Origin of the sequence: Paenibacillus sp. PK3_47, assembly GCF_023520895.1 — a bacterium.
In the GTDB taxonomy this organism is placed as follows: Bacteria; Bacillota; Bacilli; order Paenibacillales; family Paenibacillaceae; genus Paenibacillus_AQ.
This window is the reverse complement of sequence record NZ_CP026029.1, coordinates 3395451-3410257: the sequence shown is the minus strand read 5'-3', so window position 1 is coordinate 3410257 and position 14807 is coordinate 3395451. Positions and strand designations below refer to the sequence as shown.

Annotated in this window: 10 protein-coding genes and 1 riboswitch; of the genes, 2 read left to right on the top strand and 8 right to left on the bottom strand. The window is 55.0% G+C overall.

The features are described 5' to 3' along the window. Window positions 1–13 precede the first annotated feature (13 nt). From C2I18_RS15235 to C2I18_RS15215, 5 genes are all read right to left on the bottom strand, one after another. Window positions 14–1414: an NCS2 family permease gene (locus C2I18_RS15235; protein WP_249896630.1), complete on the bottom strand. Its 1401-nt coding sequence runs from the start codon at window positions 1412–1414 to the stop codon at window positions 14–16. A 129-nt stretch (window positions 1415–1543) separates the two neighbouring features. Continuing rightward, window positions 1544–1643: riboswitch (purine riboswitch) on the bottom strand. A gap of 655 nt (window positions 1644–2298) precedes the next feature. After that, window positions 2299–3837, bottom strand: coding sequence for a glutamine-hydrolyzing GMP synthase (guaA, locus tag C2I18_RS15230; RefSeq protein ID WP_249896629.1), 1539 nt, complete (start codon window positions 3835–3837; stop codon window positions 2299–2301). A gap of 118 nt (window positions 3838–3955) precedes the next feature. Continuing rightward, a complete protein-coding gene (locus C2I18_RS15225; RefSeq protein ID WP_249896628.1) occupies window positions 3956–6304 on the bottom strand; it encodes a DUF4129 domain-containing transglutaminase family protein in 2349 nt (782 codons plus the stop codon). Beyond that, window positions 6273–7661: a DUF58 domain-containing protein gene (locus C2I18_RS15220; protein ID WP_249901975.1), complete on the bottom strand. Its 1389-nt coding sequence runs from the start codon at window positions 7659–7661 to the stop codon at window positions 6273–6275. The genes C2I18_RS15225 and C2I18_RS15220 overlap by 32 nt, the downstream gene beginning before the upstream one ends. 161 nt (window positions 7662–7822) lie before the next feature. Next, window positions 7823–9202, bottom strand: coding sequence for a polysaccharide deacetylase family protein (locus tag C2I18_RS15215; protein ID WP_249901974.1), 1380 nt, complete (start codon window positions 9200–9202; stop codon window positions 7823–7825). 164 nt (window positions 9203–9366) lie between these two features. Here C2I18_RS15215 and C2I18_RS15210 point away from each other — a divergent pair, with 164 nt between their 5' ends. After that, window positions 9367–10032 carry a DedA family protein gene (locus C2I18_RS15210; RefSeq protein WP_249901973.1) on the top strand — a complete coding sequence of 222 codons (666 nt, stop codon included), beginning with the start codon at window positions 9367–9369 and terminating at the stop codon, window positions 10030–10032. Between the two features lie 88 nt (window positions 10033–10120). On the opposite strand, the gene C2I18_RS15205 is transcribed toward C2I18_RS15210, so the two are convergent. Continuing rightward, a complete protein-coding gene (locus C2I18_RS15205) occupies window positions 10121–11401 on the bottom strand; it encodes an MFS transporter (protein WP_249901972.1) in 1281 nt (426 codons plus the stop codon). 155 nt (window positions 11402–11556) lie between these two features. Here C2I18_RS15205 and C2I18_RS15200 point away from each other — a divergent pair, with 155 nt between their 5' ends. Beyond that, window positions 11557–12489 (top strand): helix-turn-helix transcriptional regulator, encoded by a 933-nt coding sequence (locus tag C2I18_RS15200; protein WP_249901971.1) that lies wholly within the window; start codon window positions 11557–11559, stop codon window positions 12487–12489. 158 nt (window positions 12490–12647) lie between these two features. On the opposite strand, the gene C2I18_RS15195 is transcribed toward C2I18_RS15200, so the two are convergent. Together C2I18_RS15195 and C2I18_RS15190 are read right to left on the bottom strand one after the other, a co-directional pair. Next, window positions 12648–14177 carry a DHA2 family efflux MFS transporter permease subunit gene (locus tag C2I18_RS15195; RefSeq protein WP_249901970.1) on the bottom strand — a complete coding sequence of 510 codons (1530 nt, stop codon included), beginning with the start codon at window positions 14175–14177 and terminating at the stop codon, window positions 12648–12650. Then, window positions 14174–14632 (bottom strand): MarR family winged helix-turn-helix transcriptional regulator, encoded by a 459-nt coding sequence (locus C2I18_RS15190; RefSeq protein ID WP_249901969.1) that lies wholly within the window; start codon window positions 14630–14632, stop codon window positions 14174–14176. The genes C2I18_RS15195 and C2I18_RS15190 overlap by 4 nt, the downstream gene beginning before the upstream one ends. Window positions 14633–14807 lie beyond the last annotated feature (175 nt).

Here is a 14807-nt window from a genome sequence, read left to right as displayed (position 1 = left end):
ATGAATTATACAATTAACCTTCGCTGCCGAACACAACGTAACGCAGAACGATCAGAACTGCAAGCACCCACATCATCCAGTGGATATCGTATTTCTTTTTGCCGGCCAGATTAGCTACACAAGCCAGAATGACATACGTTACAATCCCGAACGAAATACCGTTGGCGATATTGTAAGTGAAAGGCATGATCGCAAAAGTCAGGAATGCCGGAATCGCATAGACCATATCCTGAAAATCAATTTCGCGGATCGACTGCGCCATCAGCACGCCGACAATAATCAGTGCCGCCGCAGTAGCAGAACCTGGAATAAGCGCGACTACAGGGGCAAGGAACAGGGCAAGCAGGAAGCAGACGCCTGTAGTTACAGCAGTCAGACCTGTGCGTCCGCCTTCTGCAACACCGGCAGCACTCTCAACATAAGCGGTAGTAGTGGAAGTACCGAGCATCGCTCCGCCTGTAACAGCAATTGCATCTACAAACATTGCATTTCCGACGCGTTTTTTGCCTTCTTCTTTATTCTTCATGATCCCTGCACGTTCCGCAGTACCTACCAGCGTGCCGAAAGTATCAAACAATTCTACGAAAGTAAATGTCGCGATAGCAGACACGATACCGGTATGCATAATGCCGTCCCAGTCAAATTCCATAAAGTTCAGCTGGGTGAAGTCAGGAACCCAAGGGGTTTGCGGATTGTTCAGGGAACTGAAATCAACTGCACCCATCAGGATGGCAGCAACCGTAGTACCGAGAATCCCCAGCAGAATCGCACCTTTTACATTAAGGACCATCAGAATGGAGATCAGCAGCAGGCCGATAATGACAAGCTGAACGCTGGTGTCTGTCAGGCTGCCCATATGAATAACTGTTTCAAAAGAAAGCACATTAGTGAACGTGTTCGCAGGGATGTCGCTGCCGGCCTCAACGCCGATTGTCATGAGTCCGCTGTTCTTAAGACCGATAATGGTGATGAACATTCCGATACCGACCGTGATCGCATGCTTCAGGTTATCCGGAATCGCGGTTAGCAGGGTTTGCCGCACCCTAGTGACTGTAAGCAGAATGAAGATCAGACCGGAAATGAATACGGCGGTGAGACCCATTTGCCAGGTGAACGGAGTATCTGTCGTCTGCGACGCCAGTACTACAGAAGCGAAATATGCATTAAGACCCATACCTGGGGCCAGAGCTACCGGAAAATTGATGAACAGCCCCATGGCAATTGTAAAAATACCTGCCGCCAGCGCCGTAGCCAGAAATACTGAATACCAGCCCATGTCGATACGGCCAAAGGCAGTCAGCGTGCCGGGATTTACGGACAGAATGTATGCCATTGCCATAAACGTGGTTAATCCGGCCATGATCTCTGTACGTACTGTGGTGCCGTTTTCTTTCAACTTGAAAAAGCGGTTCAAATGGTTCTCCCCCTAAGGTGTTTGTTGTGCCATCACAGCAACAGAAAAGCCGGCATCTTTGTCAGACACCGGCCCAATAAAAAAGAGAAGCCCTCCCTCCGTCCTCCGGCAAAAACCGGGGGATTCCGGGAAAATACTCTTCTTAATCGTAGCCAGGTCATTACGGTGACCTTGTAGAAACTTCCGGGCCGATTCCCGGAATTATACGAATATGTATGTTGCTCAACGCTTTTTTATTTTAGTTGTACATGACATGAATTGTCAATGGCAAATACGAACAATATTCGACTTCATTTTAATAATGTTCGTAAATCGGACATTTCCGGGGGAGCCGTATGATTGAAAATGCTGAAACCGATCGGATTTCGGCAGCTTTTTCAGCCTTGAATTGCCTAATGCTCTATAAATGCCCTAATTGTTGTTAGTTATGCGGAGCTTGTCGATTAACCTGAAAAGGTAGAGAAAGGTTGTTATAAACAGTGGGCGGGCAAAGTATGCTCCTTAAAGTGTGCGGCAAGAGTGCGAAAAAATTTAGTCGGATTTCCTCCTCCTAATCCTATGATTTTTCACCATTTGTGATCTTTAGCTGGAAATACTCCAGTTATTCGGGCGGATAAAGGCTTTTGGAGGCTAATCCCGTACAATTAAGTGGAGTTTTTCCCATTAATCTTATAATACCGGTGTTTCGGAGTGAATTAGAGGGAGAAATTCCACTTAGGTTAACTTTTCCAGACCAATGGTCTTTCTACTCTGTTTTTTTGCTGCTCACCCTGTTTGTCCACCCCCTGACTGTTTGAGAATTACTGAAACGTACGCAAAAAAACCGGAGACGCCGCAGTTCGGCGTTCCGGCTTCAGGTTAATTCATACTCTAAGGCTTTGCTGCTATTCCCACTCGATGGTCGCTGGCGGCTTGGAAGTTACGTCATACACAATGCGGTTAACGTTGTCGACTTCGTTGACGATACGGACGGAAATTTTCTCGAGCACATCCCAAGGAATCCGCGCCCAGTCGGCAGTCATACCGTCGATGGAAGTAACGGCACGGATACCTACGGTGTAGGAATACGTACGTTCATCCCCCATTACACCTACGCTCTTCATGTTAGGAAGCGCAGTGAAGTACTGCCAGATTTCGCGGTCGAGACCGGCTTTGGCGATTTCCTCGCGCAGAATATAGTCGGAATCACGGACAATCTTCAGCTTCTCCTCTGTCACTTCGCCCAATACACGGATGGCCAGTCCCGGACCCGGGAACGGCTGGCGCCAGACGATGGCGTGCGGCATACCGAGCTCTTCGCCCAGCTTGCGGACCTCATCCTTGAACAGTGTGTTCAAAGGCTCGATCAGGCTGAATTTCATGTCCTCTGGCAGGCCGCCGACATTGTGGTGCGACTTGATGGTCTGCGCCGTTGCCGTTCCGCTCTCCACGATATCCGTGTACAGCGTGCCTTGGGCCAGGAACGAGAATTCTCCCAGCTTGGCCGATTCTTCGTCAAAGCAGTAGATGAATTCGTTGCCGATGATTTTGCGTTTCTGTTCCGGATCGGATACACCGGCCAGCTTGCCGAGGAAACGTTCGCTGGCATCGATCTTCACGACGTTGATATCGAATTTGCCGACAAAGGTCTCCATGACGCTCTCTGCTTCGCCTTTGCGGAGCAGGCCATGGTCGATGAACATACAGGTCAGCTGGTCGCCGATGGCCCGGTGGATCAGCATGGCTACAACAGAGGAATCCACGCCGCCGCTCAGTGCGCACAGCACCTTCTTGTCGCCGACTTTGTCCTGAATATCCTTAACCGCATCTTCGATGAACGATTCCATGGTCCAGTTGCCTTCGCAGCCGCACACCTCGTACAGGAAGTTGGAGATCATCTCATTCCCTTTGAGGGAGTGGCGGACCTCAGGATGGAACTGCACCGCAAACAGCTTCCGTTCGTCATGACTCATTGCGGCAATTGGAGCGCTCTCTGTACCGGCATCAAGCTTAAATCCGGCCGGAAGCTCAACGACATGGTCTCCGTGGCTCATCCATACGCTCTGGCTGCTCTCGAGTCCTGCAGCCAGCACAGAGCCGGGTGCGAAGTTCACGTCAGCCTTGCCGTATTCGCGCTTCAATGCACGTTCTACCCGGCCGCCCTGCTGATGGGCCATCAGCTGCATGCCGTAGCAAATGCCGAAAATTGGCAGGCCCAGATCATAAATGGCCGGGTCCACATGCGGGGCATTCTCTACGTAAACGCTGCTCGGTCCGCCGGAGAATACGATCCCCTTTGGCGAGAGCTCTTTAATCTTCTCAATTGGCGTATTGTACGGCAGAAGCTCGCTGTATACCCCCAGGTCCCGAATTCTGCGCGCGATTAACTGGTTATATTGTCCTCCAAAATCGAGAACGACGATAATTTCATTTGGCTTTATCATTACGTGCCTCCCTTGATTATTGGATTCATTATACTCATGGTTAATTCGCATCGTCAAGGAAAGGCATGAGACGCTGCACTGCGGCTTTTTGCCCCCGGAACCGGAGCCGCAGGACCGGTTACGCCAGGCGGAAGGTGATCAGCAGACACCGCCGGATAAAGTCTCTGCCATCCGCGGCGGACGGTGGCGCGGATGGCCCGGCAGCCGGAATTGACGGCTGCCCTGGGGAACCCGCGGGCACGCGCGCTGCCTGCGGCGCGGCCCCGCTGTACGCCAGGGTCTCCCACTGGCGTACGAACTGCCCGACGGCGGCATGCAGCGCCGCGTCGGGGATCTGCAGGGAGGCTGCGTACTCCCTGGCCGTTACCCCGGGCGGCGGCGGACCGTACCGCGCCGCCAGCCCGTGCCAGGCCAGCGCGGCGGCGCGCAGCTGCCGCTCGCGGCTTAAGCTGCCGGCGCGCACCGCCGGCAGCAGGGCCAGGCTGCGCCGCCAGCGCACGGCGGCGGCGAGCAGCAGCGCCGCCGCGGCAGCGGGCGGCGCGGGGTTCCCGCCCGCCTGCGGCAGGGCGGGCAGGGCGTCCGCTGCGCTGCGCGCGGACGCGGAGGGCTGCTGCGGCGCGGAGGCAGCCGCAGCGGAGGCCGCCGGGTCTGCGGCGGCCAGCAGGGCAGCGGGCGTGGGGTCAAAGGGAACCCAGCCCGCGCCCGGGAAATAGGCCTCCACCCAGGCGTGGGCATCGCCCTCGGTGACCTTGAACTGCTGCGGCACAGCGTCCGCGAGGGGGGTTCCCGGTCCGTAGCCCTGCACATAACGGGCCGGAATACCGCTGCTGCGCAGCAGGACGGTCATGGCCGTGGCGAAGTGCACGCAGTAGCCTTCCTTCGTCACAAAGAGAAAATCATCGGCAAAATCGGCACCCTCCGGGGGAATCCGGGTATCCAGCGTATAGGAGTAGCCGTGCTGCAGGTAATCCCGCACGGCCGTGACCGCATCGTAACGGTTCTCTGCTGAACCCGTCAGCTCTGCGGAGAGCCCGGCAATCCTTCCCGGCAGCCCCTCCGGAAGCTGCAGATAAGCCGCTGCAACTTCTCCAGGGTCCTCCCCCGTTAACTTACGGAGCACTGCGGGGTCATGGACAGGCAGCACCGAGCTCACCGTGTACTCTGCAACCCTGGCGGTGCCAGAGGCCTCCGGCAGGCGAAAGCTGTCCCGCTCCCGGTTAGCCAGCACATACCCCAGCCGGCTGCCGTCTGTAAGCTCCACCTGTCCGATATTATGGAGCTTTCCTGCACTGAACACCGGCAGTCTCCCTGAAGAGGGAACCGCGAACTTGATCCGCTGGACCAGTAGCGCCTGATCTGCCGGAGGGGCTTCCCCCTCAGCCTGCTGCAGCGGAAATCCGGTCAGACTGAGCCGTTCCGGCGCTGAATAATCGTGCTTCCATTTTCGCCCGTCATACAATGCCATACTTTCTCCCCGCCAGTAAGCCGGCCGGCTGCTCGTCACCGTGAATGCAGGCTTGCCGCTCGGAGTCAGCGGTGCCCCGAGCTCAGCATTCCCGGAGCCGTATCCCGTTGTCCCCGTACCGTTCCTGAACTCCGCTCCCTGCCTGATAGCCTGCCCTTCTGCCCAGGACTGCAGCTGTTCAAACACCGGCTGCAGTCTGGCCGGCACAGCAGGGTTCGCACCGTGCAGCTGTCCTCCCAGCCAGGCTGCTGTGGTCAGAACCGCAGCCGCGGCAAGGGCTAAGCCGCCCCAGCGGATATACGGAAGATTGATGCTGCCGGTACGCTCCTTAAGGCGCAGCAGGCCGTTCATTCCCTGCATCCAGACAATCAGTCCCAAGACTATAAGCACATCGGCGGCAGTATTAACGCCAAAGCCTATATCCAGCGCCAATAAATAACCAATGGATACCAGAATGAATAGCGCGGTGCTGCCTCTATAGAGCGCAAGCTGCTGTACAGAACAAACCAGCAAACCCCAGCCCAGTATTAAAATAAGCAGCCTGTTATCCTCGCCCAGCGCCGACAGCTGTCCCGAGAAGATCTGTGAAGCAGCCTCCGGAATCCCTGATATATAGGCCTTCAGCCACTCTGTCCACTGATAACCGGCACAGGCATAAACCCACGTAAGGAGCATTAAGCTGAACTGGACCCCGAGCTGGAGCGGCCCGGGGCGCTGCAGGCTCCCGCTCAGCAGCAGCACTGCCGCAGAGGTCATCAGTATTTCCAGCAGTTCCACGGTGTCCGCCGCTCCTGTAGATCTGTGCAGGGGGAGCAGCCATTGCACAAATATCCCCAGAATGGCTAAAGAGAACAGCACCCGATAATACAGAGGAATGTCCTCCCTGTTATCGGTGGGGCTGTTCTCCGCCTGTTCCGGATGTACCGCTGTTTCGCCCAGGCTGACCAGGCTGCCTTCCTGGCCGGGCATGCTACCGCTGTCCCGGGCTTCCCGGATACTCATGGAGCTCCACCTCCTGGTATCCGTATGCAGGGATTTTGCCGTTCAGGCAGTAAATTCTCGCCCCGAGCCGCTCCAGACTTGCGCTGACCGTCCCCGTTCCGCTTTCCTCTGTGCCGGAACTCCGGCGCCCTTCCCTGTTACCTCCCGCCGCGGGAACAGGATTATCCCATGCATAATAGAGCTCTACCTTCACACCCTGCACCAGAAACCGTGCCAGAGTTTTGGCTGCTTCTTCCTCCAGCCGTCCGGTGATTACAGCCACGCTCATGCCGGGTATCCAGTTCTTTGAGGCATCCTCCAGCAGTTCGCTCAAGCTGCGGGTTCCGTCAGGCGCAATCTCTGCAAGCATATCCTGTACTCTGCCGGGAAGCTTGCCCAGTCCCTCATGTCTCGCTATGCCCTCCGGCCATCCCCCGCTGAAGAGCTGCACATAAGTGCCTGAGCGCTCGGCAGCCAGCATCAGCCCCATCGCTGCAGATACGGCCTGCTCGAATGCCGGCGGGGAACTACCGCGCCGTCCGCGGGGAGCGAGAGCAGACACGGGAACCGCGTAATTCTCCGGGCTGTTGGCAAGAACGATACAGGACATGCGGCCCTGTTCGCGTTCGGGTACCCGGCTCTGCAATGTCCCCCTGCGCGCACTGTTCTTCCAGTGAATCCGGTTAAGCGGATCTCCCGGCATATAATTCCGGATATCTGCGTTTTCTCCGGAACCGCCCCCGCCCTGGCGGAAGTTCACAGCATCACCCGGCAGCATGCTGTACTCCGGCACCGCCCGGCCGATATAGAGCGGTCTGGGGAGTACTTTGATACTGTCCGTGCCCTCTGCGGGACAACTGCCGGTGAACAGGCCGGGAAGGTCCCCCCAGGATACGCTGCAGCCATGAATCCGGTGAACACCGCGGGGTACCTTCTCTATACTGTATGAATACGCTAATTTGCGCCGGAACCCCGGAAAGAGCAGCTCCTGATGCCAGCCGCCCCCCCAATAATCGGCAACGATCATCCACGGGAGCGGAATGCGCGAGCTAAAGCTGACCTCCGCCTCAACCGTAAGCGTATCCCCTGCAGACGGACGGACAGGAGTAATCCTCCGGACAATTCTCACCTGTTTGGGGCCGAACAGCTGTATGATCAATCCGCAGGCCATAAGAATGCCGCTGGCTGACAGAAGCACCAGCAGTGAAGCCCCTCCGCGCCATATATATAAAGCACCGATAACTGCGGTTATAACCAGCATCCGCAGCCATTGTACGGCTGTACTGCGGTTTCGCGGCACCGGCAGGGCCTGCTGGCCGGAATTCCGGCTCTGTGCAGGTGCAATCTGCTCCGTTTTTACTGATGATGAAGAGGACAATGGGATCCCTTCTTTCGATCCAGACTAGCTCCCTTTGCCGTCTTAACTATAAGGAAGGCAAAGCTTTATGGAGCCTATTATTGTCTATTCTTCCCATGAAAAAGGGTGCCCAAACACCTGAAGTTTTTCCTTCGTTTACCCGCAGCTTCCAAAAAAACGGTTCAAGATGTTATGACTCTGCGTTCCAGGGCTGTAACCTTTGCTTCAACCGGAGCATGTCCGGTGGCTTCGAGCAGCTCCCGCAGCGGTATCCACAGGGAGGAGCCGAGCAGCTGAACCCCTGATTGCGCAGTCTTCTCTCCACCGGCCGGCTGGCTTAGCGTTAACTGCTTCCTGTCTGCATCTGCCGTTATGATCAGCCCGTTCCAGACGATGCGGCTGCTCCGGCTGGCCGCATCCCAGCCTACCTGTCCCCCCAGCCGTTCTATAACTGCACGCAGAGGGACAAGGTATTGTCCATTCATAACCCTGTATTCCCCGGGGGCAAGCTTCACTTCCTGTCTGCCCACCTCCACATACAGTGGCTTTCCGCTCCCGAATAATGCGGCATTCGGCGTAATGTTGGACGAGATCCAGCTGGCTGAAGGCTTCGTACGGTTCTTTCCGGCCGCCGCGGCGGATACTCTGAACTGTACCGGCTTCTGGTCCGGCTGCAGCACGTCAAAGGCATACCCCGCCGCCTTAAAACGTCCGATAATTTCCGGCAGCGCTTTGGCGCTTTCTTCATGCCCCGCTCCGTCATGCAGCAGCAGTACCACCTGTGAGGAGCTTGTATCCTCCACGGATGCCTGCAGAATCTCTGCTGCCGGAACCCCTTTCCGTCTGGAATCTCCGCTGTCCACGTTCCAGTCCACCACGGCATAGCCCGCCTTTTGTAATAAATCAAAATAAGTCTCATCAAAATGCCCGTAGGTTCCGCCCGGAGCACGCACCAGCTGCGGACGCTCTCCGGTGATTTCCCTGACAATTTCCTCTGTACGTTTGATTTGGCTCCAGAACTCCGTGAATTTACTATATAAATTCTGGTAATTATGATTATAAGTATGATTGCCGATGGCATGCCCCTGCTCCCATATGGCATTAATCAGCTCCGGACGGCTTTCGGCCTGTTCGCCGAGCACGAAAAAGGTCCCCTTGACCCCCCGCTGCCGCAGAATCTCCAGCACCTTTGGCGTTACGGCACTCGGCCCGTCGTCAAAGGTCAAATAGACAGTCTTCCGTTTCTTGTCCGGGGCTTCAGCGGGCTTAGTACCCGCGGCCGCAATAAGCACACCGGCAGCTGAATTTATATCTGAGGCATCCGCAGCGGCAGATCTGCCTCTATTACCGGCCTGTACCGAAGAATCTTGCGTGATGCCGGCCGGAAGATTATTCTTATAGAGTGCCGGATACATACTTCCCGTCTGGACAGGAGGGCTCATCTTCCATGTATCCGATGATGCTCTGGTCTCCCACGGGGTCAATGCCAATATCATAATTACCATAGCAAGCAAACCGCGGATGATTATCCGGCGGATTCCGGCACTTTTGCTGCCCTTCATTTTCTCTACCTCCAGCATTCTATTGAACTTCCATGGCCTTCTGGTAGATTGTATGAGGACAAGGCTCAAAATAGACATTCATGCCGCTCTTCCGGGGCATTTTAAGAGAATAATTTTCCGGGAAAATAGAATCAGACAAGCACCCTTGGGGAGTGAGCTTCATTATGGAAATGTTGAGATGGATTCAGGAGTTATTCGCCTCTTACGGATATAGTGTACTGTTCTTCGGACTGCTGCTGGAGTTCATCGCCCTGCCTTTCCCGGGGGAGACAACCATGGCTTTTGCCGGTTTCCTCTCTTATACCGGTAGGCTAGATTTTCTGACTCTGGTCGTGATGGCCTTTACAGGCACAACTGCCGGGATGACCATTACTTATTTCATCGGGTTAAAAGCAGGCATGCCCTTTATCCAGCGCTACGGCAAGTGGTTTCTGTTCTCGCCGGCCAAGCTGGAGAAGACCCAGCACTGGTTCGAGCGTTACGGCAGCTTTCTGATCTCCATCGGGTACTTTATTCCCGGCGTGCGCCACTTTACCGGCTATTTTGCAGGCATTATCGCCCTGCCGTTCCGTAAATTTGCAATGTACGCCTATGGCGGTGCGCTGCTCTGGGTTTTGATGTTCCTCGGGATCGGAAAGGTGTTCGGCCCGCAGTGGATGGGCATCTTCCACCTGTTCGAGCTGTACGCCCTATGGATTGTATCCGGTATTTTGGCGATAGCGGCAATATTCATGATTTACCGGTACCGCCGCAGCATCGCCTCGCGCCTGATGCGCAAATCCGCGGTGAAGCAGCGGGCCAAGATCAAAGAGCCCTCCAAAGGCCGCTGATCAGTACTTTACAAAAGAAGGCATGAATGCTGGACCGGGTTACTTCCCGTAAGGCATTCATGCCTTTTTTCGTGTCTGCAGCTGCATATCAATGATGCGGCAGCTTCTCCGGTGTACGGCGGACTGCGCTTCTGCGCAGCAGATAGTAGCTTCCAAGCAGCAGGGATACGCCGGCAAACCCCGCACCTCCCGCAAAGCCGAGGGTTCTCGGGTCTATATATTCAAGGAGCCAGCCGGCGCTCAGCATGGATACGCCAAGCAGCAGGCCGCCTGCCGCCGAGAGAAACCCGAAGATCAGCGGCTGCAGAGCCGGCGGCGCTTCCCTCATCACCAGCGTATCCAGGCAGGCACTGCTTATGCCTCCGGATACGGACAATAGAACGTAGAGCAGGCATGCCGCTGCAAAGCTGCTGCTGCCGCTGAGAACCATCAGCAGAATCCCTTCGGTCATCAGTCCGGCAAGCGCAGCCGTGAGCAACCGCTTCTTCAGCAGGCGCCCGGCGAAAAAGCTGAGGCTAAGCCCAATTCCAAGCGCAGCATAAAAGGCCCCGACCCCGAAATCACCGGCATGAAACACCTGAACGGCATATACGCTGATCAGCACGTTGTCCCAGCCGTTAAGAACCGGCACGATCAGCTCATAGCCGATGATGATCTGCAGAATCAGGCTCCCTCCGGCAGCATATTTCAGCGTCTGCAGCTGCCCTTTCCGGTGCCCCGTCCGTATAGCGGGTTCATTTGCAGCCTTCTCCTGCGTTATCCTGCCGGCAGCACTTACCGCCGTCTGCGGTATTGCCATTCCCCACAGCAGCAGGGCGGCAATCAGGAAGGAGGCTGCATTCACCATAAAGGCTGCCTCCGGGCCCAGCCACAGCGATACGATACCGCCGATAAAAGCCCCAAGGATCAGAACACACCCGTTCATCAGCTGCTCCAGACTGTTGATTCTGTGCAAAGAGCCGGAATCAGCCAGCAGCGGAATGGAGGATTTGCGTACAGGACTATACACCGCCTCTCCCGCAGCCGGTATAAAACTGCCGGCATACAGCAGCCACAGCATGCTCTCCCCGTCGATCCAGAGAAAAGACACAGCCACGGGCACACGTATGAGATCCACAGCAATCATTATGCTTCTGCGCGGCAGTCTTCCTGCCAGCAGACCTCCCAGAGGTGCCATGAACAGAAAAGGAAGCACCCGGACGCCGAGCGATATACCGACTGCCATTCCGGACCCGGTGATCTGCAGCACAAGCGCCAGCATGGCCACACTGCTGAATCTGTCCCCTATTCCATTAATTAATCCGGCTGCGAACAGCCGGGGATACCCCTTCGGCAGCCTATCCGTCAAACGGACTGCATTCGTACTCATTGTTCATTCCCCGCATTCTATTTTTATAACTATCTAATTAGATATTAATAAAATTAAGTACATATAGCAATGCTTTATTTCTGTTCATTTGCTAAAATAATATAAATCTTTACTCGCTGAAATCCTCCGGAGAACCGGGAAAGAAGGAATTACACGTGAAAATAGACCGTCTGCTCTCCATTGTCATCCTGCTGATCAACCGGCCGCTGGTCCAGGCCAAGGAGCTGGCTGATATGTTCGAGGTATCCGTCCGGACGATCTACCGGGATATTGAGAGCATCAATGGCGCCGGCATTCCCGTAGTGACCTACCAGGGCGCCAATGGAGGGATCGGCCTTATGGAGGGCTACCGCCTCGATCGGAATCTCCTGACAGAACGGGAGCTTGCTGATATCTTCACCGCACTGCAGAGTATTTCTTCCTACGGCGGGAGCGAACACACTATGCTTATGGAAAAGATCAGCAGTGTCATCCCGCCCTCCCAGACGGCAGCTTTCCGCAGCAAAACCACCCAGCTGGTTGTTGACCTCTCCCCTTGGGGACTTATGGGGCCGCTGGAGGAGCGTATATCTCTGCTCAAGACAGCGCTTATGGAATGCACTGCTGTTTCCTTCGAATATGTAGATGCAGAAGGCCGGGTTAGCCGGCGCTCCGTTGAGCCTTATACGCTGGTCCTCAAAGGCCAGGCCTGGTATTTATACGGCTTCTGTACGGAGCGGGCGGACTTCCGCTTGTTCAAGCTGCTGCGGATGAAAGATCTGGTGCAGGAGGAGCGGAGCTATGTCAGACAAGACCTGCCTGTCAAAGATTTGCCCTGGACTGACCGCTGGTCTCTCCCCTCAAACAACCCGCCGGCCGTCCTGCATTTTTCCGCCGAGGGCAAACACCTGGCCGAGGACCGCTTTGATACCGCAGAACTGCAGCCCGACGGCCTTGGCGGTTATACCGTTAATGTGCATTATCCTGAAGACAGCTGGCTCTACGGTTTTCTGCTCGGCTTCGGCAATGCGGTTGAGGTGCTGGAGCCGGAGCATATCCGCCGCCGGATGGGGGAAATTGCCGCCCAAATCGCGGCAAAATATCTTTAAGGCTAATTTTATTGTTAGCCGCTTCTGGCAGCCTGCCGGCTCTGAAACGCCGGAGGACTTCAGCTGCGGCTGAATAAATACAATTCCGTCCACAGCAAAAAGGACTATCCGGCTTCCCCAAGGAAGGCAGATAGTCCTTTTGTAAGTGTAGTCAGAGTTTACGCCTTGTGTGGCTTAACAGGCTGCGGCTGCTCCGGCCCGGCGGCATCTGTTTTCAGAAAGTCCGGCTGCGGCGATGTTTTTTGGATAAACAGCGCCAGCACCAGAGCCGCAACGGTTACCCAGGTAGCAACAAAGAATGCATGTGTAATTCCGCTGATGGTCGCATCCTTTGTAAGCTGGGCCATAGCCGCCTGATCTGTCTGTGAAACCGCACCGCTGGCTACAGCAGCTGTAATATCCGCTTTGGTCCGGTTGGTCATCAGACTGACGAACAGCGCCATGCCAAGTGCGCCGCCTACTGTACGCAGTGTGTTCGACATCGCTGTACCATGCGAGCTCAGGCGCTGCGGCAGCTGGTTCAGACCGGCCGTTACTATCGGCATCATCAGCATGGACATCCCGAACATCCGCGCGGTGTACGTAAGAATCAGGTGTGTGTACGTAGTGGAGTCCGTGATCCGGCTGAATTCCCAGGTTGTAATGGCCGTGATCAGAAGCCCGATAACCGACAGCCATCTTGCCCCGATTTTATCAAAAATAATGCCGGTAATCGGCGACATGATCCCCATGAGAATCGCACCCGGGAGCAGCATCAGTCCTGATTCCATCGGAGTAAAGCCGCGGATCGTCTGCAGATAGATCGGCAGCAGAATCATGCCGGCGTACATTGCCATAGTTACGATAATGTTAATCACAGTCGTGAGCGAATACATGTTGTAACGGAAAATTCTGAATTCAAGCAGCGGATTCGCTGTAGTCAGCTCCCGCCATACGAAGAGAACCAAAGCTGCCGCACCCAAGGCAAGGCATAGAATGACAACCAGGCTGTCCCAGCCATCCGTTCCGGCATCACTGAAGCCGTACAGAAGCCCGCCAAAACCAAGTGTTGAAAGGATAACTCCGGGCTTGTCCAGCTTCGGTGAAGTGACCTGCCCGACATTCTGCATCGTCTTCATTCCGAGCAGTGTAGCGAAGACGGCCAGCGGCAGCACTATAAAGAACAGCACCCGCCAGGAATAGTTCTGCACCACCCAGCCGGACAGGGTAGGACCGACCGCAGGGGCAAAAATCATCGCTACCGCCATAAGACCCATAGCTTTACCGCGCTCTTCAATCGGGAAGATGCGCAGGAACACAATATTCATCAGCGGCATCAGGATTCCGGCGCCAACCGCCTGAATTACACGGCCGACCATAATCATTTCAAAGCCGGCGCCGACGGCACAGACAAGAGTGCCTATCGAAAACAGCACCATGGCGGTGGTGAACAGCTGACGCGTCGTAAATTTCTCTACCAGAAAAGCGCTGACCGGAATCAGCACACCGTTGACCAGCATAAAGCCGGTAGTCAGCCATTGCGCCGTGTTGGCGAGAATATCCAGATCCTCCATCATTTTAGGCAGAGCCACATTCATCAGGGTCTGATTCAACAGCGCCACGAATGCGCCGATCAATAAAGCGGCGATAATTGGCCCCCTGCGAACCGGCCGGGTCTCTGCACCCGTATTAGCTGTTATTGTACTCATAGCTTCTTCAGATCCCTCCCTTGTTCCATAATTTTCATGATTTCCCCATGCAGTCTCAGCAGCTCTGCAGCATCCTCCGCAGGCATCATCTTCAGCGGCTGAAGCCGCTCCTTGAGCGCCTGCCTGCTTCGTTCCCTGATTTCCCTGCCTTTGTCAGTCATCGCCAGATTAAAGATACGTTTATCGCTCTCCGAGCGTTGTCTGGTAATCAGTCCGGCCTTTACCATCCGGTCCACCACCCCGCTTGCCGCGCTGTTCCCCAGATGCAGCAGCTCCGCAAGCTCGGTAATACCGATATCGGGATGCATGGATAGCTTGCGCAGCACCATTAATTGCGTAGGTGTAATCTCCAAATGTTCAGCATCCCTTGCCATCAGCTGATGAAAGGTATGGTTGATGCGCCGGAAAGAGGTCATTATATCGTCAATCTGCTGCTCTTTATCCTCCAACATCATTACCCCTTTCATTAAAATTTAAAATATTTCGCACGCGAATTATTTTACTATTTACGTATTTTATCGTCAATGAATCACTGAAATTTTCTGAAAATCCCGCCGGCAATTTCATATTCATATATACAGACAAAAAAAGCTGCAGCTCCCTTTAGCAGAGGGCTACAGCTTAATATAT